Origin of the sequence: Pedobacter insulae, from assembly GCF_900113525.1 — a bacterium.
GTDB lineage: Bacteria > Bacteroidota > Bacteroidia > Sphingobacteriales > Sphingobacteriaceae > Pedobacter > Pedobacter insulae.
The window spans coordinates 1-25,256 of the sequence record NZ_FOPP01000009.1 but is presented as its reverse complement, the minus strand read 5'-3'; the positions used below and the strand labels follow the sequence as shown (position 1 = coordinate 25,256).

The 25,256-nt window shown below is 38.1% G+C and carries 22 protein-coding genes; 10 read left to right on the top strand and 12 right to left on the bottom strand.

Annotation, left to right across the window (positions count from 1 at the left end):
• Window positions 1–102: 102 nt before the first annotated feature.
• The 4 genes from BM207_RS14555 to BM207_RS14540 all read right to left on the bottom strand — a co-directional run bounded on the left by BM207_RS14555 (window position 103) and on the right by BM207_RS14540 (window position 7,029).
• Entirely contained in the window at window positions 103–1,437 is a 1,335-nt protein-coding gene (locus BM207_RS14555) for a RagB/SusD family nutrient uptake outer membrane protein (RefSeq protein WP_090995806.1), read from the bottom strand.
• A gap of 10 nt (window positions 1,438–1,447) precedes the next feature.
• Complete coding sequence (locus tag BM207_RS14550; RefSeq protein WP_177217134.1) at window positions 1,448–4,915, bottom strand: SusC/RagA family TonB-linked outer membrane protein; 3,468 nt, start codon at window positions 4,913–4,915, stop codon at window positions 1,448–1,450.
• A 231-nt stretch (window positions 4,916–5,146) separates the two neighbouring features.
• Window positions 5,147–6,337 carry a FecR family protein gene (locus tag BM207_RS14545; protein WP_090995800.1) on the bottom strand — a complete coding sequence of 397 codons (1,191 nt, stop codon included), beginning with the start codon at window positions 6,335–6,337 and terminating at the stop codon, window positions 5,147–5,149.
• A 101-nt stretch (window positions 6,338–6,438) separates the two neighbouring features.
• Entirely contained in the window at window positions 6,439–7,029 is a 591-nt protein-coding gene (locus BM207_RS14540) for an RNA polymerase sigma factor (RefSeq protein WP_090995796.1), read from the bottom strand.
• A 324-nt stretch (window positions 7,030–7,353) separates the two neighbouring features.
• Here BM207_RS14540 and BM207_RS14535 point away from each other — a divergent pair, with 324 nt between their 5' ends.
• Window positions 7,354–7,572 carry a hypothetical protein gene (locus tag BM207_RS14535; protein WP_090995792.1) on the top strand — a complete coding sequence of 73 codons (219 nt, stop codon included), beginning with the start codon at window positions 7,354–7,356 and terminating at the stop codon, window positions 7,570–7,572.
• Window positions 7,573–7,711: 139 nt separating this feature from the next.
• Here the strand turns inward: BM207_RS14535 and mobC are convergent, their stop codons facing one another.
• Genes mobC through BM207_RS14515 form a run of 5 tightly spaced genes read right to left on the bottom strand, consistent with a single transcriptional unit; the run spans window position 7,712 to window position 11,805 of the window.
• Window positions 7,712–9,772, bottom strand: a complete 2,061-nt coding sequence (gene mobC / locus BM207_RS14530; RefSeq protein ID WP_090995790.1) for a conjugal transfer protein MobC — start codon at window positions 9,770–9,772, stop codon at window positions 7,712–7,714.
• Window positions 9,773–9,782: 10 nt separating this feature from the next.
• Window positions 9,783–11,045, bottom strand: coding sequence for a relaxase/mobilization nuclease domain-containing protein (locus tag BM207_RS14525; protein WP_090995785.1), 1,263 nt, complete (start codon window positions 11,043–11,045; stop codon window positions 9,783–9,785).
• The gene (locus BM207_RS14520; RefSeq protein WP_090995782.1) at window positions 11,027–11,437 is read right to left on the bottom strand and encodes a plasmid mobilization protein; all 411 of its coding nucleotides are present in this window, start codon (window positions 11,435–11,437) and stop codon (window positions 11,027–11,029) included. The genes BM207_RS14525 and BM207_RS14520 overlap by 19 nt, the downstream gene beginning before the upstream one ends.
• On the bottom strand, window positions 11,437–11,613 hold the full coding sequence (locus BM207_RS19140; protein ID WP_177217133.1) for a hypothetical protein: 177 nt from the start codon (window positions 11,611–11,613) through the stop codon (window positions 11,437–11,439). The genes BM207_RS14520 and BM207_RS19140 overlap by 1 nt, the downstream gene beginning before the upstream one ends.
• Before the next feature lie 12 nt (window positions 11,614–11,625).
• Window positions 11,626–11,805, bottom strand: a complete 180-nt coding sequence (locus BM207_RS14515) for a hypothetical protein (RefSeq protein WP_090995778.1) — start codon at window positions 11,803–11,805, stop codon at window positions 11,626–11,628.
• Between the two features lie 140 nt (window positions 11,806–11,945).
• On the opposite strand from BM207_RS14515, the gene BM207_RS14510 reads away from it, so the two are divergent.
• Both BM207_RS14510 and BM207_RS14505 read left to right on the top strand, forming a co-directional pair.
• Complete coding sequence (locus BM207_RS14510; RefSeq protein WP_090995775.1) at window positions 11,946–12,758, top strand: DUF2971 domain-containing protein; 813 nt, start codon at window positions 11,946–11,948, stop codon at window positions 12,756–12,758.
• A gap of 189 nt (window positions 12,759–12,947) precedes the next feature.
• Window positions 12,948–13,841: an RteC domain-containing protein gene (locus BM207_RS14505; protein WP_090995772.1), complete on the top strand. Its 894-nt coding sequence runs from the start codon at window positions 12,948–12,950 to the stop codon at window positions 13,839–13,841.
• A 98-nt stretch (window positions 13,842–13,939) separates the two neighbouring features.
• On the opposite strand, the gene BM207_RS14500 is transcribed toward BM207_RS14505, so the two are convergent.
• From BM207_RS14500 to BM207_RS14490, 3 genes are read right to left on the bottom strand one after another with little or no spacing between them, the layout of a single operon-like run.
• The gene (locus tag BM207_RS14500) at window positions 13,940–15,163 is read right to left on the bottom strand and encodes an IS256 family transposase (RefSeq protein WP_090995769.1); all 1,224 of its coding nucleotides are present in this window, start codon (window positions 15,161–15,163) and stop codon (window positions 13,940–13,942) included.
• Between the two features lie 47 nt (window positions 15,164–15,210).
• The gene (locus BM207_RS14495) at window positions 15,211–16,470 is read right to left on the bottom strand and encodes a Shedu immune nuclease family protein (protein ID WP_090995766.1); all 1,260 of its coding nucleotides are present in this window, start codon (window positions 16,468–16,470) and stop codon (window positions 15,211–15,213) included.
• A gap of 46 nt (window positions 16,471–16,516) precedes the next feature.
• The gene (locus BM207_RS14490; RefSeq protein WP_090995762.1) at window positions 16,517–17,149 is read right to left on the bottom strand and encodes a hypothetical protein; all 633 of its coding nucleotides are present in this window, start codon (window positions 17,147–17,149) and stop codon (window positions 16,517–16,519) included.
• A 130-nt stretch (window positions 17,150–17,279) separates the two neighbouring features.
• Here BM207_RS14490 and BM207_RS19135 point away from each other — a divergent pair, with 130 nt between their 5' ends.
• From BM207_RS19135 to BM207_RS14460, 7 genes are all read left to right on the top strand, one after another.
• Complete coding sequence (locus BM207_RS19135) at window positions 17,280–17,456, top strand: hypothetical protein (RefSeq protein WP_177217132.1); 177 nt, start codon at window positions 17,280–17,282, stop codon at window positions 17,454–17,456.
• Window positions 17,453–19,006: a recombinase family protein gene (locus tag BM207_RS14485; protein ID WP_090995759.1), complete on the top strand. Its 1,554-nt coding sequence runs from the start codon at window positions 17,453–17,455 to the stop codon at window positions 19,004–19,006. The genes BM207_RS19135 and BM207_RS14485 overlap by 4 nt, the downstream gene beginning before the upstream one ends.
• Before the next feature lie 271 nt (window positions 19,007–19,277).
• Window positions 19,278–20,084, top strand: coding sequence for a type IV toxin-antitoxin system AbiEi family antitoxin domain-containing protein (locus BM207_RS14480; protein WP_090995756.1), 807 nt, complete (start codon window positions 19,278–19,280; stop codon window positions 20,082–20,084).
• The gene (locus tag BM207_RS14475) at window positions 20,081–20,863 is read left to right on the top strand and encodes a nucleotidyl transferase AbiEii/AbiGii toxin family protein (protein WP_090995753.1); all 783 of its coding nucleotides are present in this window, start codon (window positions 20,081–20,083) and stop codon (window positions 20,861–20,863) included. Before BM207_RS14480 ends, BM207_RS14475 begins: the two co-directional genes overlap by 4 nt.
• 18 nt (window positions 20,864–20,881) lie before the next feature.
• Entirely contained in the window at window positions 20,882–22,267 is a 1,386-nt protein-coding gene (locus tag BM207_RS14470) for a class I SAM-dependent DNA methyltransferase (protein ID WP_090995750.1), read from the top strand.
• On the top strand, window positions 22,264–23,877 hold the full coding sequence (locus tag BM207_RS14465) for a restriction endonuclease subunit S (protein ID WP_090995747.1): 1,614 nt from the start codon (window positions 22,264–22,266) through the stop codon (window positions 23,875–23,877). The genes BM207_RS14470 and BM207_RS14465 overlap by 4 nt, the downstream gene beginning before the upstream one ends.
• Window positions 23,874–24,860, top strand: a complete 987-nt coding sequence (locus BM207_RS14460) for an AAA family ATPase (RefSeq protein WP_090995744.1) — start codon at window positions 23,874–23,876, stop codon at window positions 24,858–24,860. The genes BM207_RS14465 and BM207_RS14460 overlap by 4 nt, the downstream gene beginning before the upstream one ends.
• The last annotated feature ends 396 nt before the right edge of the window (window positions 24,861–25,256 follow it).

The window sequence follows — 25,256 nt, the reverse complement described above, 5'->3', positions numbered from 1 at the left end:
AGGCAAAAAATAAGATACAAGTATGCCTTATAAAATTTCATGTGCATGATTTTTATTTTAAATGTTATTAATCTTAATAAAAAGCTGAAAGCGCTCTCTCGGTCATCTTCTGTTTTGAGGCATTCCTGTCATTTTGATTATATCCTCAGGGATCGCTATTGCATATCTAAGGTCATTTGGTGGCAATTGATAGGTGATTCCGTTTAATACTCGGGTAAGGTGCAGATTGGCACCATCTCGGTTATATCTTTTGAGATCTGCCCAGCGAATGCCACGGAAGAGCAGTTCTTTTCTGCGTTCGCGTTTAATTATTTGCAGAGTTTCTTCTTTTGTAGTTGCAGTAAAAGGTACAAAAAAACCTGATCTCCATCTTTTGATAAGTAACTGATTAAGTGTTTGCATCGCCATGGTAAGATCATTCGTTTCTGCATACGATTCAGCAACCGAAAGATATACCTCGTCCGTTGCAAGAGCTGTACTTCTGGTTGAACTACCCGTGTAATTTCCTCTGAACAGAATTTCCCCTTGTGCATTTTTTCTAAAGTAAAGCTCCTTCCGCAAATCATTATTTTCATAACTATTATAAAAGTCAGGAGCAATTTTAGCCTGATTGGAACCAAGGAATGCAGAATACGCCATAGAGGTGGGAAGTAGAATCTCTTTGTTCATCGCTATTATGGGGTAAGTAGCACTACCATTCAATACATTATAATCTAATAACTGTGAATAAATGGAAAGAGCCTCATTTCCATATTGTAAAGCTTTTTCATATTCTCCCATGTACAGATATACTCTAGATAGAAATCCTAGTGCAGTAACCTTAGAAGGTCTAATAACGGAAATCTGAGTTGCAGGCAAAAGATTTGAAGCAGCCTGCAAATCACTAATGATTTGTTCGTAAGTTTGTTTCAGTGTTGATCGTACAGATGGTACATTCATATCTGGATCTAATCTTAAGGGAAGACCTAATGCAGACGAAGCTGATCTTTTATTATATGCCAAACACCAGAGTTGCGCAGCTTCAAGATAGGCAGATGCTCGGAATACCAATGCCTGCCCTTTTACATTATCTGAATTCGGTATCTGGTAATTCTCAAGATTAAAAAGTACGGTATTAAAGATATTTATTCTTCTAAAAGTATTTTCCCAATCATTTCCTTCAGTCAGCGAAACATGATCAGGTTGCCAAGTGTAAATGCGCTTCTCAGCCTCCTGAGACATGTTATTAAAGTCAGCCTCGGACACATATACATCTTCTGCTGATATTTGTCCGCTTACGGTGTTTAAGCCAAGTACGAAATTTCTGTCAAGTAATGCTTGGTTATCTTCCAGTGTTTCCGGAGTGGCTAATTTAGAATTTGATTTCTCGTCGAGAAATTTTTTGCAACTGCATAAAAGAACCGTTGCAATAATGAGGATGATGTAAGTATTTTTCATATTGTCTTTTTTAAAATTTAAGATGAAAGCCTAAGGAATAAGTGGTAACTGGTTTCAGTGAATTTGCGCCCCAGCTATAGTCCGGATCTAAATTCTGTTTGTTGGCCATCCACAGTATCCCCAGATTACTGACCGCACCGTAAATCCTCATTGACCGAAAAGGTAGATTTATCCATTGATTTTTAGCCAGTTCATATCCCAGGTTAAGATATTGAAGTCGCACATGATCCCCCTTCTCCACCAAAACACTAGATCCATTGTAAAAAGCATCCCTGGAAGAATTGGTGGTGTAAATCAAAGAAGGTGTGTTAGTAAAAACTTCATCACCTGGTTTTTGCCAACGGTCAGTAAAATCGCTGTGCCCTAAGCGGCTGGACAGAAGATCGGTGTAATTGATTGAATTTCTTCTGAACCAATAGCCAAGCTTATAGTTGATTGCAAAATTCAAAGAGAACCGCCCTAAGGAGAAAGTGTTGATAATAGAACCATAAGTAGTGGGCAGTGCAGACCCAAAATACTGCAAGTCTTCCATCCCTTTTTCAGAACCAGTAATTGCTGCATAATCATTACTGACCTCCCCATTAAGATAACCCTGAGGACTGCCTGCGACCGGATCCAAACCTGCCCATTGATAAGCAAATATAGAGTATACTGGTAGTCCTTGTGTTCCTGATATTGGAACCATTGCGCCGGAGGCGTTGATAAAATTTGATGCAAAAGTATTAGAAAGATAATAATCCGTTATCTCATCGCGGTAAGTGCTTAAATTTAAAACTGTTTCCCATCTAAAACTATTTACAATCATATTTCTTGTTTTTAATTCAAAATCAAATCCCTTTCCTTTCATGCCAGCCACATTCCAAAGCATCGTCGTAATTCCAGTAGTATAATCTAGCGGTGCGGCACCGAATAAATTACTTCCTTTTTTCGTAAAGAAGTCTAAAGAACCGGAAATTCTGTTGTTCTTTGTAGAGAAATCCAGTGCTAAATTGATCATGCGAGATGTTTCCCACCTAAGGTTAGGATTGTAATATTGATCAATTCTTGCCATTCCCGACCCTGTATAGGTTGAAGGAGACGGATCGTAAAGAATTGTCGTCACCGCAACCATTGCCGGATCAATATTTCCATTAAAACCAAAGGATGCTCGTAATCTAAGGTTTGGCAACCAACTCAATGAATAAAAATTTTCATCTGAGAGCTTCCATGAAACGCCTCCTGACCAGAAAGGATTCCATTGATCATTTGTTTTCAATCCGAATAGATTGCTTGCGTCTCTTCGGATACTTCCAGATACTGTATATTTTTTATTAAAGGTATATGCAGCATTTGAATAGAGTGAAACAAATTTTGTATTGATTTCCTGCATGCTTTGGCGGTTAGAGATAAAATCCATAGCTCCGCTAACGTAATTAGGATATTTGTTAACATAGTCTACACTAAGGGCTGACTGCCTAACTGGATCGTACCCATACAAACGGTTCTGATCGCTTGAATTTTGAGTATCACGTGTTTCAGCGCCAGCGATTGCTGAAATTTCGTGCTTTGTTGAAGAATACGTATAATTGATTTGCGCACGTAAATTATTCACTTGATTCACCGTTGTGGATTTATCTAAAATACCTCCTTTTGGAATTCTCCATTTTAAATTGTTTGAGGCATCATAATAAGCAAAACTATTGATGTAATTGCGTGCATAGTAGCTCTCTTTGTCAAATAGTGCATTGCTTTCAAGATTACTTTTTTGGTGTTGATATCGGAATTCTGATTGAAGTCCTTTCGCAATCTTGTACTGAACAGACGCGTTCATAATCAGTTCTGTATTGTTCGATTGGGTGGTCGAATTTTGCCAATCTGTCAGTGGATAGTAATTCCAATCTAACAAACCGCTCCCCTTCAAACTTTCTTTATACCGCTGATTATACGTTGAAAAAACACTCAGCAACTGACCCGATTCATCAGCGAATTGAATATAAGGAATTTGCCATTTACCGTTCATTTTCACTCCTCCATATCCAGTACGTCCAGAGCGATTCTGTATTTTTGTATAGAATGCTCCTGCAGAAAAACTAATTTTATCAGATGGCTTCCATGTATTCTGAAGACGAAAGTTTGTTCTTTCGTAGTCTTCTGAGAGATTTCCACTATTTTTATCGTAGCCAAACCCGGAAATCCAGGATAGTTGCGAACTTCCACCGGAGAGATTTAGACCATATTGCTGCTTCACAGCTGGTGTGTACATATATCTTTTGTACTGGTCTCTTACATCCACCTGCCTAAGTATTCCAATTAGTCTTTGTGCTTCTTGATTGGAAATAATTCCATTTGCCGCTTGGTTAAGGAGATCTACCACAGGGGATAAAACAGGGTGTGAAGGAGAATTAATTTCACTGTTGTAGAAACCACGGGTAAAAAGTTCTTGTTCGACATCAATAAAATCTGTACTTGTCATCTGTCGAAGATAACTGAGGTCGGGCTTATCAGTCAAGGTCGTATTGACGGTAAGTTCTACATTTAAGGGTTGATTAAACTTTCCTGTTTTAGTCGTTATCACAACCACACCGTTAGCAGCTCGTGCGCCCCAAATGCTAGAAGCCGCAGCGTCTTTTAGAACAGTGATGGATGCTACCATTTCTGGATTGATATTGCTGAGATTTCCTTCGTAAGGAAAATCATCCAGAATAATCAATGGGTTTTTTGGACCTTTCAGTGTACTGATTCCTCGAACCATAAATTGACCTGCAGAAGATGTACCATTATCTATCATCACCCCATTAGCAATCGCAGGCAGTCGTTCCATAATATTAGTGGTAACTTGTTGTTGAAGTAATTTACTATCAACAGATGAAAATGAGCCTGTAGCTCTTTCTTTCGGCAAAGTTTGATAACCTGTTGAAACTACATTTACTTCTTCTAATTTACCAGTAGTTACTGTCATCTTAATATTTCCTAAATCCATTTTCACAAGAACTTCTTTTACTTCATACCCGACATAAGAAATAACCAGAACGGCCTTCTCATCTACCTTGCTGAATGCAAATTCACCATTGACATCAGATGCAATTCTTCTGCTAGTGCCTTTTATACTTACAGAAGCACCCATCATAGGCTTTCCATTTTCATCCAGTATTCGACCTTTAACATCGATATCAAGCAGACCTATTTGAGTTTGTTCAGATCTTTTATCCACCACGATAATCATCTTATCTTCAACCCTGTAGGTAAAAGGCTGATCTTTGAAACATTTATCGAGTACATCTATCAGCTCCTCTCCATTCACGGTAATGGTAACAGGTTTCGCTATTTTGATCCGCTCCTTGTTGATCATAAACCCGTAACCGCTCTGCTTCTTCAGCTCCTTAAAAACCTCGGTAAGTGGTGCATTCTTTTTAGACAAAGAGATTTTCTGGGCATTTGCAGCCAAAGTAATCTGCAAAAATGCCATCAATAATATTAAGCATGTTAAATTTATCCTCATAAACCATTTTCTAATATTTGGATTCCATGCAATTTGCCATAAACTGGTTATGGACTTTCGGACATGGCTAGTTATACCATATCCAATTGTATAGTAAAATTTATACATTTGTTTAGTTCAGTTTAGTTGTTGAAAATTGTGTTTAGTCGCATCATTATCCGATTAGCTGAATATTTAATCGGGGGCGCTTCCAACGCCTCCGGTTTACTTTCAGCCAACCTTATTTTTTATTTAAGGCATAACCAAAACCCTCCTTCCTTCAATCTTGAAATGTACACCCTGACTGGCTTCCAGTGCCTTAAGCAACTGTGAAAGCTTTTTATTTCTAGGGAAAGCACTCACAATACCAGAAATATTTACCTCTCCCTTATACTCAACCTCTACATCATACCATCTGGCCACCTGACGCATAACCGCTTTTAAGTCTTCCCCGTTGAAAATAAAGTCTCCATTCTTCCAGCCGAGTGCCTGTTCTGTATCAGCTTTAACGACTTCTACCACATCATCCTGAAGGGTTCCCTGCTCGCCAGGCTTCAGTATTTTGAAATTTTTGGCATGATCAGGCAATATTTTTACCGAGCCTTCTAATAGCGTGGTCTTGACCACCACTTCATTTGCATAGGCATTGATATTAAAATGTGTACCTAACACTTCTACAGTCTGTCCAGGTGAAGACACCCTGAATGGTACCTGTTTGTTATGCGCTACCTGAAAATAAGCTTCGCCCTGAAGTTGAACCCTTCGCTCTTTTAGGGAAGCAAAAGAAACCGGGAATTTTAAAGTTGATGCCGCATTTATTGAAACAGCAGTTCCGTCCGGTAGCGTGATGTCATACTTGCCGCCGTTAGGCGTTTCTATGGTATTGTACTCCAGAGGAGCATTAACGTTTGATCTGTTTTCGGCTATGGTATAAACCAGTTGCCCATCAGCGGTCTTGGTAATCTGGACATTGGACTGACTTGCAATGTTGCCATTGCTTGCATCGGTGAGCGCAATACGTTTTCCATTGGCAAGCGTTAGATAAGCCTTATTGCTGGCAGGATCAATATCGTTAGCCTGTACAAGAGTGCGATCAATTTTATTTGCAGGCTTTGAAGTATAGAAATACAGCCCCGTTCCAATAACAGCCAAAAACGAAGCGGCAACTGCAATCCTAGGCCATAGTTTTTTGACAAACGGTTTTTCATAGTTCAGTTCAGGCTGAGGTTGCGCAAGAATGTACTCTTCCACATTGGAAACATGAGCAGCATTCATTCCTGGCACATCTTCATTTTTACAGTCCCAGAAACTGTCGATCCATTCCTGAAACACTTGATCATTATCCAAATCCAGACCAAGGTTATCCCATTCCAGCTGCTCTTCAGCGCTAAGGTCATCCTTAATATATTTTTCGTAGAGGAAAACTGCTCTTTCGTTTTTCATTTCTATATGGGATTGGAGGTTGCTTTTCACATGAATTTAACATCCTCTTAATAGTAAGTAGAACTCCTGTGACTTTCGAGGTAGTCGAACTGAAAAAAAAATTAAAGCAAGCGGAATACGATCACAAGAGCTGCAATGTCCGAATGATTGGAAAGATGGTTCCGTAAGAATTTCAAAGCTTGTTTCATGTGGCTTTGAACAGTGCCATGGGAAATATGGAGCTTTTCGGCGGCTTCCTCATACTTCAGACCATCCTGATAACATAACTGGTATACCAGCCGTTGCTGACTTGGCAAAAGCATGATGCCTTTATCGAGGATTTTACGGGATTCCCTATGCAAGATACCTTCTTCAGTTTCATTGTGCATATCAGAATAGGCCGCTTTTAATTCTTTGACCGCACGATCTTCAATGGCCTTACGGCGAAAAAGTGCAATTACTTTCCTTTTGGCAACAGTCTTTAGATAAGCATCCAGGTTTCTGATTTCTTTTAGCTTATCACCACCCTGCCAGATGAGCAACATAGTTTCCTGCACTATTTCTTCGGATAACTCTTCGGAGAGCAGCAAACGGAATGAAAATTTATAGATCTTATCGTAATAGGATTGATAGATAGTACTGAAGGCACGCTGATCCCCCCGGGCAATTCTACCCAGCAAATCGGTCTCATCATGAAGGGTTTCAGTTCCCATTTTCCTTGTTGCTATCCCTTTAAATTTACGAAAAATAAAGGTCAATATTAAAGATATTTCCTTAATTCCCCACTATTAAATTTTTAGCAAAAAGAGCATGCAGAATCATTTGTCCTTAGTAAAGGCTGTTTCTGATATTGTCTTTTTACGATATTCCGTTCTTTTGGAAATGAAAAGTTTAATTTATTTTCGCTGTAGGTTGTACTCGGGAAACATAATTAGTGTCTCTTGGGATTACAGGAAACCGATAACGAAATTGGGCAATGTCTCCCTGATTATAATCCCTAAACAACCGACCTGAATAATATTTAAACTAATGAATCCATGAAAAAAATCATTTTATCAATTTTAGTAATTGCAGGTATCGCCTCATTGCAATCGTGCAAAGATCAGTTTGAAGACCAGCTGATTGAGACAAAAACAGAGATCAGGAAGACTTCAAAGAAAACCATGCAGAAGATTAGTGACAGCACTAACAATTTTAATCTCAAATCTATCAATCTTGCAGGTGACCCGCCAATAAGACATGGTGGTCAGTGGTAACTATATTACCACAACTATACTTGCCAGAAATATGTTAAACAAAAAAGCGGAACTGGTCATGTGACTAGCTCCGCTAAATTAACGCTCTCGTAATCTAAGGTAAAAATTAAAACCCTAAAACCAAAAGATCTAAATAAGATTACAAAGACATTGCCCGTTTTTCTCCCTTATTCACCTTAGCCTTCCCACTTGAAACCGTGTTCTTAACCGACATTTTCCTGCCTCCCAGCTTCTTCTGTTCTTTAACATCAAGTACCTCTGGCTCTGCGTCCGGCACGCCCAACTCTCTTGTAAGCAAATCCTGGATATCATCTTTAATCCGAATATAATTTTCCTGCAAATCTTCCTCTGTCACCTTTCTGATCTGGGGAAGATCTACATACGTCTTCTCTTCGAGAGCAATCGCCTGATGATCATTGATAATTTCCGCATGAAACATTTTGAGTTCAATCTTCTGATCAGGGTTATCAGCCACCATTCCCACAAATTGCCCAGAAGAAAGTGAAGCAATTTTACTGGCGGGAATTGCAGAATCCAGTTGTGTTGATTTGCTTAAAGAGGTATCACTACTGTTGATGCTCAGGCTCTGCCTGTCCTGTACGATCTTGCCAAAAGTCTCCGATAACTTCTTTGCGCTATCCCCGCTTACCTGGCCGCTGATGATATTACCGGAAATGCCGGCAATAATATTGGCCTGTTCCGCACCATATTCCTTTTTTACCTGTTCTATGGACTGAATACCAATGGTACAGCTGACCAGATTGCTTCTGGCCGTGGTGATCGTTGGCACTAAATCCGCTACCAGCGTAGGGTATTCGTCAAAAACCAGGCTGCATTTGAGCTTATCCTTTTGATTGACCAGTTTTAAAATACGGCTTACGTAAAGCGACAGCACCGCACCATAGGTCTGCAATTTCTGCGGATTATTGCCCAAGCATACAATTTTCGGATCATCAGGATTATTGATGTCGAGCGTAAAATCGTTCCCGCTCAGCACATAATACAGTTTTGGTGAAACCAGTCTTGCCATACTGATCTTTGCGCTACCAATCTGTCCCTCGAGTTGTCCCCACTCTTCTTTTTCCCAGGCTGAAATAAATGGATTTAACAGCGCCTGTATTTCCGGTTCATCAATTAATACTGTGAAAAGCCGCTTATAATCTACCATCATCAATTCAATAGTATGTGGTAAGGTGCAATATTTGCCATCCTGATACTTCTTTAAATACCAGATGAGTGCTGTTACAAAACTGATTGCCGATTCCACGAAAAAATCGCCTTGTTTTTTCAACCACTCACGATTTAGCCCAAGCATAATTGTTCGGGCCGATTCAGTGGCATCGGTAATGTCTGTCATACCCTGTGGTTCTAAGGGGTTACAGCGGTGCATAATATCATCAAAATTGATGACCCAAAAGGAAGGTTTCACCTTAAAGTTCTTCGCATATTTTAACAATTTATTGTAGGCTAGTGTGGTTAAATCGCTATACTTGAAATCATATAAAAGCATGGAAAATCCCTTCTTTAGGTGCTGATCGATCACATGCCGGATATAAAAGTAGGTCTTCCCGGCTCCGGCAGAACCGGACAGCAAAGTACTTCTGAAGGGGTTGATTACATTAATCCAGCCATTTCTCAGCTTCCCCTTTAGCCAGTACTTTGTAGGTAAATTAATGCTGTATTCGTTTTCCAATAGCCGTTCTTCCTGCGGAAAGGTTTCATTGTCTTTATTGAACGTGTCGCCACTTAAATTGACCTGCAATAAACGGGACAGTAAATTACCTCCGGCTAAAATTAGCAGGTAACCAAAACCTGTGGTGCCAATATATAGCAGGGCAATCGTTTCTGGTGTAGTTTGCAGGTTTAAAAAGAAATGGCTGATGCTGTATAGGATCAGCCCAGTGATCAAGTATGTGGCTATGGTTTGCCTCCTGATCCTCTCATCCTTTTTGCCTTTGGCTGCAATAAGAGAGATAACCAATAACAATAGTGCTGCTGATTTAGAAAATAGTTCCGTTTTAAATACGGCCAACGGGCTGATCTTTTCCAGTATGTGATCTGTGAGTTCTGCCGTTAAAGCCCATTTTTGAAAGGCAGCATAACAAAAAATATAAAAATGTATGGCAAGTATGACAAGGCTAAGCAGCCCTGTAAAGTCGGCGATCTTGCGCAATGCCTGTATGTTTTCTCCTGTTTGCATAGTAAAGGGTTTAGATTCTGAGTTTTTTTCTTTTCTTTTTCTTTGGGACTTGGCCGGACTGGTCGTATTGGTCTTTCATCAGCGCATCCAGTAACGTGTGTTTGCTTGATGAGAATTCTATGGCGTTCCGTTTTAACTCTTCAGTATCAATTATTTTCGTTGACTTTTGGGTCTTTTCCATTGACTTATGTAAATAACTTCTTGACTTTTGTAAAGTATCCTGCTTACTAAAGCTGCTTATAATCGCCTTGGCGCTGTAGGCTTTACCCAGGTCGCTGCCGTTGAAAACGGTCTTGTTTTTATGGTCCACAAAGGTAATTCCGTAGGCCTGACCATTTACGCCGATCCTGAAAATTGCAGCAATCCCCTGGGCTTTTAATGATGCAATGAAGGTCGACTGATCTGCTGGCTTGGCCAATAGTACTGTGTCTATTGTTCGTTTCAACTGTGGTTTGAACTGTAATCGGTTTTGTTCATGCTTTCGAAATTGCTTCTCCAGCCAAGGCAATGTTGGTTTGGTATAAAGAGAACTGGATTTGATGGGTATTCCGATCTTGTTGCCCTTTTCATCCAAAAAGCTATAGATTAATCCTTTCTTCTGGAACATTTGGCTGTCTTCGGTTCCACGGTCGGCAACTACGTTAAACTGTTTCAGCACGGCATTCAGCTCAGCAAGTGAGGTAAATTTATAGGATTTGGTGACTGCGTTAACCGTGTTGCTGACTGCCCGTTTGGTTGGCAGCTTTCCATATAATACCTTTTCTATATCCACTGCCTTAATCCCGGGCTCTGGTTTGTACTCCTTGCCCTGTGCCTTGACGAGTTTATATTCTGCCTCTATTTCCTTTCTGGCTTTCTCGGATTGGTTGGCACCAATATTATGCAGGTCTATGCGCTCACCATCGGCTTTGATGTTGGTAGTCACCAAATGGATGTGATCATGACCTGCGTCATGATGCCGATAGGCGATAAACGGTTGGTCACCAAAACCGATCTTTTCCATATAGGTCAACGCTATTTTTTGCAGGGTTTCATCGGTCAGTTTTTCAGCGGCATCAAAATTTAAGGAGATGTGCAGGGTATTGGTCTTTACCTTGGGGTTGAGCATGAGCAGGTTTTCAAAGCGGTGCAGCTTCTGATTAAAGTTCATGCGTTCAATGTCTCCGGCAAAGCCACTGGCAAGGATCAGCTCTGCCTTTCCTTCCAGCACCTTGTTTTCATTGTAATGCAGTGCGCCCCTAAAACTTTTTCCGGTTATGATCTTGGCAACCATTTCTCTGCAAGTTTGTTGATCAGGATCAATAAAGTGTCCGTTTTTGCTTCCACCTTTTCATAAAGCATGGTCACTTTGGTGACCTGGAACATTTGCGGGGTTTCCCGTTTGTCGCTGTGAAATGCTTTGGTGATCTGGTTGATGTTGATGCCGATTGCCCGCAGTTCTTTACGGATCAATGCCAGCTCTTCCATTGTGGAATTGAGGCTAATGTCTTTGTAGAAAAGGGTTATCTTTTCTTTGCTCAGGATCTTTCTTGCGGCTTCACCAACAGTATGACAATCGCTGCTTTTACTGATCTTTTCCAGCCTTTTAAATGCGGCATCGGTTAACCTGATCCTCAGTACACGGCTCAGTATTTTTTCAGGGTCGGCAGATTTTCTCCTGGGCATTACGTTGATCTTTTTTTGTTTCCAGAAGGGGCAAGTTCCGCAGCGCCTTCATTTCCTGCGGGAGCAGGCAAAGAGGTTTCCGTAGACGGAAATACATCTTTGCTCCGTTCAAACGCAGACAGAACGGCGCCCAAAATTCCTTCAGGGAATCGATTTTCTACTAAATATTTCATCATCGGGTGGGGGATTTATCTGAACAGACTTTGTTCTTCTTTGAGTTGCCTTTGCTCTTCTTCCATCGGAAGCATGGAACGTAAAAGCTGCCGGATTTTCTGCCGTTCTGGTTGGACTTTTTTCTTTGGAAGTTGCAGTTTATAGGTGGGCTTATCTGGCGCTTTTTCCTTGATGGGTTTTGATCTTTTTCTCATGGCAATTATTGTTTATGCCAAAGATTGAGCGTAAAATTTTCGGGCAATCCCAACTTGGGATTGAAAGGGGATGAAAAGTCTTGCCGAACTGTAAGCGGTTTATCTGCTTCTGATCCTTTACCTTTATAAAAAATAAGTATATGAAACCATCGAGTCAGATTATATTCGACGATCTTAACCACGTAGCAGAGATTGACTATCTGTACAAGTATACTTCGGCAGAAAACGGCATCCTTTTACTCGAGAACAGCCAACTTCACTTTAATTCACCACTAAAATTTAATGACCCTTTTGATTGCCACCCATTGCTGGTAAAGATTACCGATGAGTATATTTATAATGTGTTGAACAATAGTGAGTACAAATACCTACTCAATACAAAAGGCTTTACCAAATCGCAGATCTACCTGAACTTTGTAAAAGATTTCTCGAAAACTCAGGTTCGGGAAGTTCAAACCAAAATACTTCCCAATGTGAAAATTACCTGCTTCAGTGAGCATAAAAATAACATGCTGATGTGGTCGCATTACGCTAAGGATCATTCTGGCGTTTGTTTTGAGTTTGATACAAAAGCGATGATCATCTATTTGGGAGGCCAAACAAAAGCGAACAATATTTCCAAATACCTATTCCTTAAGGCAGTCTACGATAGTAAGCGTAAAAATTACATTTTCGAATCATCGGATGATTCTTCGCCATTACTTATGTGGCTAAAAACGAAATCAATCCAATGGGAATATGAAAGTGAAATCAGGCTGGTGTTTTTAAAATGGGAAGAGAATCTGCTTTCAATCCCTCCCAATATTATTTCAAGCCTTTATTTAGGCGCTCAAATATCTAAGGAACATGAAGAAAAAATAGTTCAGCTCTGCAAAACCAACTTTCCAGAAACAGGCATTTATAAAATGTCTCTTTCTGATCAGGAATTTCAACTGATTGAACAACAAATATAGCCACTCGGATAAGCTTAATATTTTGTTTCTGTTATTGTACTTATTGAAAATGCAGTTTTTTGATATAGCAAATTTAGAGGTCAAACCAGCTACTAGATGCTCCCAGGATGTTATTAGTGGTAAAAACACTATTTTGTTATGACTGATTTATTTTCGGTATTTTAGTGTTTGTATATAGTTATAGAAGAAATGAAATCATATTGCCAGATACTCATTAACCGAATGGATGAGGAGTTGCTAAACATTCGGCTGGATTATCCAAAATCGGACGAGTGGGCAAAAATTTCGATCGAAATCATAGATGTATATCTGGAGGAACTCAAAGCCTATATTTCAGATCATCCATTCAAAAAGAGATCAGAAGAGATATACTTTTTCAAGTATGTGAAACCTGTTGTAATGGGCAGGATGATTTTTATGTGCGAGGTTTACAATACAGAGGTTTTCCGTCCCGCTCACCATACGGCGGAAGATAAAGAGTACCTGATTGATGAGGTAGATGAGATTGAAGATTACTTTCGCCGCAACGAACATCTGTTCGATTATTACAAAGAAGATTTGGACTCCCTAGATACCAAGTATTTCGTCCGTAATGTGGACGATCGGTTTACGAAGCGAGATATGGCAATAGATATTGATCCGGTTTTCTTTTACAGTGACCGTTCTTTTTCTACTGGCTTTGATTATGCTTTTGCTAAAATCAGGGCTATGGAACTTTTAAAAGATCATCTGGAAAATGAGTTTGAAGCCTCCTTGCTTGCAGGTGATGAAGTACCTAAAACTAAACTCACCTTTACCGGAAGCAATGCCGATTTTATAGAGGTAGTAAAAATGGTAAAGCAAATTGGAATGCCACCTAATCCTGAAACGGGTAAGGCCTATACCGAAGAAGAATTATTTGAAAAGCTTAAAGGCGGATTGGAAACCAACCTGCCGGACGGGATCGATTTTAATACCTTGAAACTGATCAGTGGCAATAGTGATCTGCCGGAAAAAATGCTGGATGCGCTGGATAAGCTCCATGATAAATGGGATGATGAAGATAGAGATATTGATTATGATGATCCTGATAAGAATAGCTGAGAAATTCTATTTTTTACTCATAACCTTTTGCAAACTCTGGGTATGTAAAATAAACTGTGTCAGGGCGGTGATTCGTTAGAGTTACTGCCTTGTTCATTTTAGTTCAAATCTAATACCATCCGATCAGGAAACCAAATGGCAAGTTTTTGTGCCGTAACACCCCAATTACTTAATGGCATTGTCCACTTTTGGCTGATGTTATTATGAGCCAGATAGATTAATTTTAGTAGTGCCATATCAGAAGTAAATGCTCCCTTGGTTTTAGTAACCTTTCGAACCTGTCGGTGAAATCCTTCAATGGTATTGGTGGTATAAATCAACCTTCGAATAGGAGCATCATATCGAAAGTAGCTGGTCAATTTTGGCCAATTATTCCTCCAGGACTCAATCACCTTTTCATATTTCTTACCCCATTTAGCCTCCAGATCATCCATTCTAAGTTCTGCCTGTTCAAGTGTATCCGCTTTATAAACAGGCTTCAGGTCAGCCATAAATGCTTTCTGGTCTTTAGAGGCTACGTATTTCAAACTGTTGCGGATTTGATGTACCACACAGGTCTGAATCTCTGTTTGAGGGAATACCGTATTTATAGCAGCTGGAAAGCCATTCAGGTTGTCAATGCAGGCAATCAGAATATCTTTTACACCCCTGTTCTGTAAATCAGTGAGCACAGATAGCCAAAAATTGGCGCCTTCATTTTGAGAAACATACATCCCTAAAAACGTCTTATAGCCGTGGCGATCTATGCCAATAATATTGTAAACTGCATGTGAGATCATTCGATGATCCTCCTTGACTTTGTAATGCATTGCATCCAGCCATACGATGGTGTAGAGATCCTCCAATGGTCGGGATTGCCATTCTTTTACTTCTGGAATAATCTTGTCTGTAATGGCCGATAAAGTCGTGTGACTGATATCTGTATCGTACATATCCTTGATGTGCTTGGAAATATCCCTAAGGCTCATTCCAAGACCATACATGCCAATGATCTTAGTTTCCAGGCTTTCTGCAAGAATCGTCTCTCGTTTGCGGATCAGCTCAGGTTCAAAGGTAGCGCTCCGATCTCTTGGAGTGTCTATGGTAATGGTACCAGAGGAAGTACGTACTTCTTTACTGGTCTTCCCATTTTTACGGTTGCCTGAAAGGCGTTCCTCAGAATCTAAATGGCTTTCAAGCTCCGCTTCTAATGCAGAGTCTAAAAAACTTTTTAGTAAGGGAGCAAAAGCTCCGTCCTTACCGTACAAGGATTTGCCCGAACGCAATTGCTCAAGGGCCTTTTGCTTCATTTGCTCATAATCGAGCTGCTCATCTTTTCTCATTTTATAAACTGTGTCTCTAAGTTAATAATTAACTATTCTGACACAGTTTATTTTACACCCTCCAAACTCTCGATTTTGGTCTGTAATTCATCGAAGGTTATAATTTCAACATCTCTGCTATTGCTTCTAAACAATTCAAAAGAATATTTCTGTTCTTCAGAAAGGTCTTTTACGGAGCCAATTAACACTACACATTTTGAATTAAATGTCTCAAAATTGCCCTTTGACTTGCTTTTTGCTTTAGTCGCATAAAATTCTTTTTGAAAATTATCTCGTTGATTTAATACTTGAGCAATGCAACCAGACAATTCTTTTGTAACGCTAAAAACATCTGTACCTCTGTATGCTGTTTTTTCCAAAAGTTTAGTCTTGTGCGTTTTTAATTCAAGAAATGATACGTTGTCACTTAAGCTGTTTTTAATTAAAAAATCGTTAAATTTTCCATTTTGATTATCTACTGTTTTGCCTCCGACATAAGCCTCTCTTTGAAAAAGAATAACAGGTTGAGCAAATATCGACGAAAATATCCAACTGTTTTCTTTTAAAAATTCTTGCCACTGTTTCTCTAAAGATTCACCGTCAGTTTTTAATGACATCAACTCTTTATACTTTTTAAGCGTTTCCTGGATGTATTTATTGTCAACTATTTCTTTGGTTTTTGCCAATGCCTCCTTCGTTAAGAAGTCCGTGCCTAGAGATAATTTGTCAAACAATTCTGTGATTGCATTTTTATCTGCATCTGAAAACTCGTCAATACTATTACCCCAAGCTGCTAAGGAATTTGCCAATGCATCAGGTAAGTATGTTTGATTAGGTTTAGGATTAGTCGCCGGGAAAATTTGGTGTAGATTTACATGTAAAACAAAATCCACTTCTGCCTTATTTTTCTTAAAGATGCTTTTGAATGAGTTTAACAGTACTTCCAGTGTTTTCTCATTCAGATATAATTTTTTGTTCACCAAATCAATTTCGGCTTTCCCACCTTTTTCAATTATAATTTCTTCGATGTCAATAGAATTATCAAGATAGTCCGCAAATGGATAAAGGTTTTTAGTGAACCCCCAGCCATAACTATCCGACTTATAAACACCAACTGGCAACTTTCCTTTAAATCCTACATATTTAAAGGTTTTTATTTTTTTATACTTCGCGCCACCGTCAAAAGCTCTGGGGTAGTGTACCTCAATATCCTTATCTAAAAATAGTTCCCTAGATATTTGATTTATATTGTTTTCGGTGTCGATATAATCATAAACCTTTTTGGTTTTTAAATCCTTTATGAGTTTTTCTCCCTTAAAATCAGTCATATAGTAGTCTTAATATTGCTAATATAGTAGTTTAAATAACACTTACCTATTTCACAAAGTGGGTCTTCTTTGTTCTGAGCTCCTTTTTAATTTCTTCAATAAACTCATCATATCTTGCTTTTAAATCCTCGTTTGCAATTAAATCACTCTCGAAAGTCCCCTCAAAATACTTGCCTGGTGATTTTAGGTCATTGAAAAAAATAATCTTATCAAAGAATCTTCCGTGCCTAAATAGCTTGTTAATAGAGCTACCTTTTTGATATTTCAGGGCAAGAAAATACTTGCATTGTGGAAATATCGATTTTATATCGGCGGCATAATTTGAGTAAGTGATTAACCCATGTGAGGTAATACCATCATATTTAAGCTCTATAATAATTTTAGGTATCACTAAGGTATCTCTGTTATCTTTTATGTTATGCAAAAAAATATTCTTTACCGCCTTAAAATCTGATATATCCATTGTCTGATCATAGATAACGATGTCCTGATCCACAAAACCCAATTGTAGAGAGTAGCCAAATTTATCGTCATTGTACAGGAAAATATCTTTAAGTACTTTCCCTTTAAATACTGAGATATTTGGAAATTCATCTTTTAACGAATCCCGAATCAAAAGGATTAGATCTCTGTTCCAAATTTCTTCATCCCGATCTTTCTTGATAATAATTTCATCCATATATCAAATTACATCATTTTAATCAAAGTATGAGAATCCTGTCCAACTTTTCCCAATATAGACCTATAATGGGATTTCTTCTAAAATAGTCCTACGAGATTTGGCATTTAGACCAATTGAACGACTGCCTATGGAAATAGAACATTATAACCTCGAAATGATTAAGCCTGAAACTGCTATTGAAATGCTTGCTAAAAACGGCATCAAGATGGATCGAGAAGAAGCAAAAAAAGTCTTGGAATTGCTGTATTTTTTAGTTAAATTATCTGTAAATCAGATAGTTGATACCGAAAATAGTAAAATATGAAAACAGCAGATTTGTATATCCGTGTAAGTACGGATGAGCAGGCCGACAAAGGCTATTCCCAGCGTGACCAGGAAGAACGATTAAGGAAGTATTGCGATATTAATTGTATTGCAATCAACAAAGTAATTTTTGAAGATCATTCGGCTAAGACTTTCAATCGCCCCGAGTGGATCAAATTATTAGCCGATATTAAGAGATATAAAGGCAAACGTAGTTTGATCCTTTTTACAAAATGGGATCGGTTTAGCAGGAATACTGGAGATGCCTATGGCATGATTGCCATACTAAGGAAATATGGTGTGGAACCGCAGGCCGTAGAACAACCGCTTGATTTATCTGTACCAGAAAACAAGATGATGCTGGCATTTTACCTCGCTGCTCCTGAAGTAGAGAATGACCGTAGGGCATTAAATACATTTAACGGAATGCGCAGGGCGAAAAAAGAAGGTCGTTGGATGTCTACCGCTCCGCTCGGTTACAGAAATTTCATTACTGCTGACGGCAAAAAGTACATCGCACCACACGAACCGCAAGCTGGACTAATGAAATGGGTGTTTAAAGAAATTGTCAAAAATAATTACGGTGCTGATCAAATTCGTAAAATGGCAAATCAAAAGGGGCTGAGATGTCCTCGTATGAATTTCTGGCGGTTAATTAGAAATCCTGTCTACTGTGGGAAAATAACTATCCCCCAACATAAAGACGAAGACCTTGCTATTGTAGATGGTCAGCATGAGGCGTTAATTACCGAAACATTATTCTACGATGTTCAAGATGTTCTGGAAGGGAGAAAAAGAAAGAAGGCTTTAAAGGAAGTTTCTTTAGATCATCTGCCGCTTAGAGGCTTGATCCATTGCCCACAATGCCACCGCATGTTAACTGGCAGCAAATCGAAAGGCAAATACAAACATTACTACTACTACCACTGTATAAGTGAATGCGGTACACGTTTTAATGCCTTGGATGCGAACGATCTTTTTTTGAGGCAATTAAAGGAAGTTACAGTTAAACCTGCGGCTACTGAATTGTTAAAATTGGTTATAACCAAAGTTTATAAATCTCGAACTCAAAATGACCTAACCGATAAAAAAGCGATTCTAGTTGATATTGAAAGTTTAAACGCTAAAGTAAGCAAAGCGAGGGAATTACTTTTAAGTAGTGATATTGATCCATCTGACTATAGAGCCATAAAAGCTGACTGTGAAGATAAAATACGCCGCTTAGAGGCTAAAATGGCCCGTGTTTCCGCTCAGCCACTTGTCAGGATGGGAATCGAAAAACTGGTAAACAAAGTTTTAAAAGAACTTTCTAAGCTTGACGAGTTGTATATTAATGCCAATGTAGCTGATAAGCGTAGAATTATCTGCTGTCTGTATCCTAACAAACTTCAGTTCGACGGAGAAATTTATCGAACTCCTAAATCTAATACAGTAGTGGACTTAATACTGTTGATTAACAGCAAGTTAGATGAAAATAAAAAAGGGAAAGATGTTCTTTTTGAACCTCTTTCCCTTATCGTAGCCCGTAGGGGAATCGAACATAGCTCGTAACCTACTGTATATCAACTACTTTATTTCTAGCTTAAACCTTGGCGCCACGAATGACGCGATTGGTTAAAATTAAGCCGAATAAGAACCATTATGCATTATCTGAGCTTTTAGCCTGCTCAAAATTTTCACATCTTGTCTAAGAACTTTTGCATTTCCATGTCAAGGCAAAGATAAGAAATTGATTAAATAATTAGTAATTACCAGAATATTTTTTAAGTTTATATCTGCAAAGGGGGACAAACATCGTCCCTTTAATCAAACAGAAACTTAAATGATAGGCCAATACGGTTATTTAGAGGATTTTATAAGTGAACTACGTTCCAATGGAAAGTATTCTTTTTCATTACCTGAAGTACGAAGCCGCTTTGAACAATCCGATGAGGCAATTAAAAAAGCATTACAACGACTTAAGAAAAAGAAAGAAATTGCCTTAATAAGAAATGAATTCTATGTCATTATTACTCCCGAGTATCGGAGTAAAGGCATACTCCCACCATCGCTTTTTGTCGCAGATTTGATGAAGTTTTTAGAGAGAGATTATTACGTAGGATTGTTAAATGCAGCCACCTATTATGGAGCTGCACACCAGCAACCACAAACTTTTTCAGTGATCACAATGAAGCCAAGTTTGCGCAATATTAATAACGACAACCTGAAATTAAACTTCTATATAAAGAAGGAATGGGACAGAGCTGATATAGTTCAAAAAAAAGTTGATACTGGATATATGAACGTATCATCGCCGGAATTAACTGCATTGGACTTAGTATATTATTTTGATCAGGCGGGTGGTCTCAACAGGGTGGCTACAGTGCTGGAAGAGCTTTGTGAAAGCATTGATCCCAATAAAATGCTTGACCTAGCGAAACGGTATTCTCCTATAACTGCGGTTCAACGTTTGGGTTTTCTGCTTGAAGAGATCTTAAATATGCCAGATTTAAGCGAACCTATAAAAGATTATTTAAAAACGGTGAACTATTTTCCTGTACTATTAAGACCACAAAAAGAAAAGCCTGAGATGATTACCGGTAATGATTGGAAAGTTGTTCAAAATGTAGATATAGAAACTGATTTATGATTCCTCAAGCATATATAACTGCGTGGCGTAAAAAAGCTCCCTGGCAGGAAGATTTTCAGGTGGAACAAGATCTAGTGATTGAGCGGGCATTAATGGCAATCTACGGTGATCAGTATTTAAAAGAAAGGTTGGCTTTTCGGGGAGGGACTGCTTTACACAAACTGTATCTATCACCAGCTGCAAGGTATTCTGAAGATATAGATTTAGTACAAATTACAGCAGAACCATTCGGACCAGTTATGGATAAGCTTCGCGACGTATTATCTTTTTTGGGTGATAAACCAATACGAAAACAGAAACAACATAATAACACAATGGTATATCGCTTTGACTCTGAAGGAGGGATACCACTAAGATTGAAAGTTGAAGTGAATTGCAGGGAACATCATACCTTTTACGGCATCCAGGAAGTAAAGTACGTAATGGAATCCGAATGGTACACTGGAGAGGTTCTAATACCATCTTATCAGTTAGCAGAGTTATTAGGCACGAAGATGCGTGCCCTCTATCAGAGAAGAAAAGGAAGAGATTTATTTGATATGTGGTTTGCAATGAAACAAGGCAATGTTGATCCAAATGCAATTATTGGAGCATGGAACTTTTATATGAACGAAGAGGACAATAGCGTAACACAGAAAGAATTTCTGGAAAACATGGAAAAGAAAATATTAGATCAGGATTTCTTAGGAGATATGGTTGGTCTTTTAAGGCCTGGGTTATCTTATAAGATCACTGATGCTTACAAATTCGTAAAAAAGGAACTACTAGAAAAGATTTAAACACAATAAAATAACTACATGGATATTACAGCTAAGCTTTGGTCGTATTGTCACATATTGAGACATGATGGTGTTGATTACGTGGACTATATCGAACAACTTACATACCTTCTATTTTTAAAAATGGCTGATGAAAATGGCATTACCGTACCTAAAACATGCCAATGGCAGACTTTATTGCCGAAAAGTGGTAGCGAATTGAAGGATCACTATGAATTTGTATTACAACGACTAAAAAAAGAAAAAGGAATCCTGGGAGAAATATTTCAAGAACCAATTTCTAAAATAAAAAATCCTGATAGTCTTAAAAAAATAATTGACGGTATTGAGAGCGTGGGTTGGACAAAGCTAAATAAGGATGTCCAAGGTGAAGCTTTTGAAGGCTTACTTGAAAAGACTGCTAATGAAGGTAAAAAAGGAGCGGGTCAATTTTTTACGCCCCGACCGTTAATCCAAGCTATTGTTAATGTAATGAAACCAAATCCTTCCGATGAAGAAGATTTTCGCATCGGGGATACCGCATGTGGTACGGGCGGATTTCTTACAGTAGCCGTTGATTGGGCAAAGAATAACTTATCCCCAGCTAATTGGAATAAAGTACGTAATACATCATATTATGGGCAAGAACTTGTTGTAAGACCTTATAGGTTAGCCCTGATGAACCTTTTTTTGCATGGGGTTCAAGCAAATCTGACATTAGGTGATTCTATTTATAATACCGAAATCAAAAAAGAAACGATTAATTGCATTTTAACAAACCCACCTTTTGGTACACGAGGAATCTCAGGGCCACCAAAACAACGAAATTTTCCAGTAGAGACCACTAACATTCAATTAAACTTTATACAACATATTTACGACCTCTTAAGACCTAATGGTAGGGCTGCTATTGTTCTTCCAGATGGTGCATTAGTAGATACTAAAGCTAGGGAGGTCTGGCAGTTTTTAATCGAAGAAGGTAATTGTAACATACATACAATTTTAAGACTACCCAAAGGAACTTTTGCTCCCTATGCTGCAGGAGTAAAAGCTAGCGTTGTTTTTTTACAAAAAGGACAAGCTACCAATCAAACTTGGATTTATGATGCAAGAACTGACTTTCCAGATGTGACTAAATCTTCAAGGCCGTTAACATATGAAAAGCATTTCGAAGATTTTGTTAAATGTTACGGAAAAGATCCTAACGGATATAGCAAAAGAAATGCGAATGCAAAATTTGAGCGTTACTCATTAGAGGATATTAAAAAAAGAAATTTTGATTTGTCTTTTAATAAACTATACCAGCCTAAAAAATTAGAAGAGCCTGCTGTTTATGTAGAAAATTTGATAGAGAATTTTAAGCAACAATTGGCTGATTTACAAAAATTAAAGAAAATCATTAATTCTAATAAGAAATCGCTATGAGCAAGACATTTCTTACAATACCACTTCGCCACGTGACTCTCAGTCAAAAAGGAGTCAAGCCCGCTGTGCTTAAAAGCAAACCATTTGACGAAAGTGTACCCTATTTGGACATAAACAGCTTGACAACAGGAAATAATAATGAATTTACATTCAAGGAATTAGGAAATCTTGCTACAGAAAACGATGTACTTGTAGTATGGGACGGATCAAGAAGTGGTTTAGCATTGCAGAGCAGATATGGGATAATCGGATCAACCTTAATGAAATTGACTCCTGTGGGGATCGATACAGAATATTTATACTACTTTATTAAATCAAGATATGAATTTATAAATGGTAATGTAACTGGTGGTGGAATACCTCATGTAAATTCTGAATTGTTTTTTGGATTGGAAATTCCCTATGTGTCCCTTTCAAATCAGCGAAATATTGTCGAAGATCTTAAAATCAAAATAGATGAAAATGCGTCAATCTTGAACAGTCAGAAAAATGCCATTCAATCAGCATTGATTGGCAATAAAGTGAAAGGTTCTAATGATAAGCCTATTGCTGAAATTATCAAGGATTTTAAAAAGGCCATATTTGAAAGCGCAGTTTCTGGTGAGCTTACTTCAAATTGGAGAATGGCTCACAATGTCACTTATCCTGAAGATTCCGTATCGTTAGGAACGGTTATAACAGAGATTAAATCAGGGAAAAGTTTTCGTTGTTTGGAAAGACCACCAGTCGAGGATGAAATTGGTGTTTCAAAAATTAGCTCAGTTTCTTTTGACGGCTATAAAGAAAATGAAAGTAAGACTTGTATAGATAAAGAGAAGGTCAATGCTGAATTATTTATTAACTCCGGCGACTTTTTAATAACCCGCGCTAACACAAAAGAGTTGGTGGGTGCCTGCGCTATAGTTGGCAAGGTTTCAAAAAAAATAATGCTAAGCGACAAGATTCTTCGTATTTCGTTTGACAGAACTAAAGTATTAGATCAGTTTGTTTTACTATTCCTCCAGAGTACTCAGGGAAGAGAACAAATTGAGAATTATGCAACAGGATCGCAAGAATCAATGAAAAATATTACTCAAGCAGAATTGAGAAGCATCGTTTTGAAAGTTCCGGATTTAGCTGAACAGAAGGAGATTATAAAACAAGCGCACGTCTTGCTAAGTACAGTGACCAAGATACAAAACCAATATAATGAGGCAATTGAAACATTTGAGGAACTTGAAAAATCAATACTACAAAATGTTTTTGAAGCTGACAATTTAACTAAATATCAAAATAATTTGATGTTGGAAAAGATTATGGAAAATATCTATGATGAAAAAAGCCAATTAGAATTCAATCGAACTTTGGAGAATAAAGATCGATCAAAAGCAAAAACTATTATGAAAAAAGCTGTTACAGAGACGTCAAAGCTGGATATAGAGGATGTTTTAACTCAAGCTTCCGCACAAATACCTGCAAGGGAAGTGTGGAAAACATCTAAATACAGTAAAGACATTGACTCTTTTTATGAAGCAATTAAGCACAAAGTTGCAAAGACAATAACTTGGGATCTTACAAAACTAGATGAAGAAGTTCCAGAAAGTATAATTTCTCTAAAAAGTAAATCATGAAAATTAATTACTTGCAAATTGGAAAGTTTAAAAACTTAAAAGATTTTCAACTTGACCTTAAAGAGAATACAAATGATATTTTAGTTACTATTGGAAAGAATGGAACAGGAAAATCAAACTTACTAGAGGCCCTTGTATTAATTTTTCGCGATCTAATTATGCGAGAAAACAATCCACCTTTTTCGTATAAGCTTCATTACAACTGCCATGGCAAAGACGTTGAAATTGTAGCTAATCCGGATGCAAAAGCTAAATATCTATTTTCTGTTGGCGGAATTATGTTGAAGAAAAAAGATTCCTTTTGGAGAAAAGAGGATGATGTGTTTGTTCATCTACCAGAATATGTTTTCGCTTACTACTCAGGAATAAGCAATAGACTTGAAGAGCACTTTGATAGTTCTCAAAAGAAGTTTTATAATGACTTAAAAAAGGGCGTTAACAGGGCGTTTAGGCCATTATTCTATGCGAGACCCATACATAGCAATTTCGTATTACTAGCTTTCTATGCTTTTGAGGATGAAAAGATTCGAAATTTTTTGGAAGAATATCTTCAAATAACTGGGTTCCATTCCTCGCTTTTCGTAGTACCTAAACCCGACTGGAATAGTAAAGATGGTGATATTAGATTTTGGAATGCTAAGGGCATTGTTGCAGAATTTCTCGATAAACTTTTTGCAAAGTCTCTAATGCCCATAAAAGACGAAGTTGAGGTTAGAACTGACTTCAGGCATTCAAAGAAAAAAGAGTGTTGGTATTTGTTCCTAGAAAGCAAAGAAAAACTCAAGGAATTAGCTAATGAATATGGCAGTAATGTTGAGTTTTTTAAAGCCTTAGAGAGCACCTATATCTCTGATTTAATTCATGAAACAAGAATTCGGGTACAGAAAAAAAATCCATTGGATGGTGCAATGTGTATTTCGGTAAAAGTGGCCACCATATTCCGTTCCAAACTGGCCACCCCAAAAGAAACCATAGCTTTTTGAATACCCTTTGAGCAGTTGCGTTAGATGCATCCAGATTGATGCTCACATACCAAAAAATCTTCCATAGATTTCCAAAACATATACCACATCCAATACTCTCGCTATGCTTTTGCTTCGCAAAAGGGCATAAGATCACCTCCAAGGTTGCAGAACCTAAGTCCCAGATTCAACACATCCAAGAAGAATAAAGCTTGCCCAATTAAGTCAATTTAACGCACTTGATTTCAACTTTAGACCTCAACTCGATACATGGAGTTCAAAACACTCTTTATAACGCTTAAAACCCCTTAAAATAAGCCAAGTGGTCACTTTTGACCGAAATGAGATGACCACTTTGGAGCGTAATATGTGGCCACTTTGGATAAAAAGAGGTGGCCACTTTTAGGATAACCCCCA

Bases quoted from the DNA above. Each gene is read 5' to 3' on its own strand.
- BM207_RS14555 (WP_090995806.1), bottom strand. From the start codon at position 1,437: ATGAAAAATACTTACATCATCCTCATTATTGCAACGGTTCTTTTATGC.
- BM207_RS14550 (WP_177217134.1), bottom strand. From the start codon at position 4,915: ATGAGGATAAATTTAACATGCTTAATATTATTGATGGCATTTTTGCAG.
- BM207_RS14545 (WP_090995800.1), bottom strand. From the start codon at position 6,337: ATGAAAAACGAAAGAGCAGTTTTCCTCTACGAAAAATATATTAAGGAT.
- BM207_RS14540 (WP_090995796.1), bottom strand. From the start codon at position 7,029: ATGGGAACTGAAACCCTTCATGATGAGACCGATTTGCTGGGTAGAATT.
- BM207_RS14535 (WP_090995792.1), top strand. From the start codon at position 7,354: ATGAAAAAAATCATTTTATCAATTTTAGTAATTGCAGGTATCGCCTCA.
- mobC (WP_090995790.1), bottom strand. From the start codon at position 9,772: ATGCAAACAGGAGAAAACATACAGGCATTGCGCAAGATCGCCGACTTT.
- BM207_RS14525 (WP_090995785.1), bottom strand. From the start codon at position 11,045: ATGGTTGCCAAGATCATAACCGGAAAAAGTTTTAGGGGCGCACTGCAT.
- BM207_RS14520 (WP_090995782.1), bottom strand. From the start codon at position 11,437: ATGCCCAGGAGAAAATCTGCCGACCCTGAAAAAATACTGAGCCGTGTA.
- BM207_RS19140 (WP_177217133.1), bottom strand. From the start codon at position 11,613: ATGATGAAATATTTAGTAGAAAATCGATTCCCTGAAGGAATTTTGGGC.
- BM207_RS14515 (WP_090995778.1), bottom strand. From the start codon at position 11,805: ATGAGAAAAAGATCAAAACCCATCAAGGAAAAAGCGCCAGATAAGCCC.
- BM207_RS14510 (WP_090995775.1), top strand. From the start codon at position 11,946: ATGAAACCATCGAGTCAGATTATATTCGACGATCTTAACCACGTAGCA.
- BM207_RS14505 (WP_090995772.1), top strand. From the start codon at position 12,948: ATGAAATCATATTGCCAGATACTCATTAACCGAATGGATGAGGAGTTG.
- BM207_RS14500 (WP_090995769.1), bottom strand. From the start codon at position 15,163: ATGAGAAAAGATGAGCAGCTCGATTATGAGCAAATGAAGCAAAAGGCC.
- BM207_RS14495 (WP_090995766.1), bottom strand. From the start codon at position 16,470: ATGACTGATTTTAAGGGAGAAAAACTCATAAAGGATTTAAAAACCAAA.
- BM207_RS14490 (WP_090995762.1), bottom strand. From the start codon at position 17,149: ATGGATGAAATTATTATCAAGAAAGATCGGGATGAAGAAATTTGGAAC.
- BM207_RS19135 (WP_177217132.1), top strand. From the start codon at position 17,280: ATGGAAATAGAACATTATAACCTCGAAATGATTAAGCCTGAAACTGCT.
- BM207_RS14485 (WP_090995759.1), top strand. From the start codon at position 17,453: ATGAAAACAGCAGATTTGTATATCCGTGTAAGTACGGATGAGCAGGCC.
- BM207_RS14480 (WP_090995756.1), top strand. From the start codon at position 19,278: ATGATAGGCCAATACGGTTATTTAGAGGATTTTATAAGTGAACTACGT.
- BM207_RS14475 (WP_090995753.1), top strand. From the start codon at position 20,081: ATGATTCCTCAAGCATATATAACTGCGTGGCGTAAAAAAGCTCCCTGG.
- BM207_RS14470 (WP_090995750.1), top strand. From the start codon at position 20,882: ATGGATATTACAGCTAAGCTTTGGTCGTATTGTCACATATTGAGACAT.
- BM207_RS14465 (WP_090995747.1), top strand. From the start codon at position 22,264: ATGAGCAAGACATTTCTTACAATACCACTTCGCCACGTGACTCTCAGT.
- BM207_RS14460 (WP_090995744.1), top strand. From the start codon at position 23,874: ATGAAAATTAATTACTTGCAAATTGGAAAGTTTAAAAACTTAAAAGAT.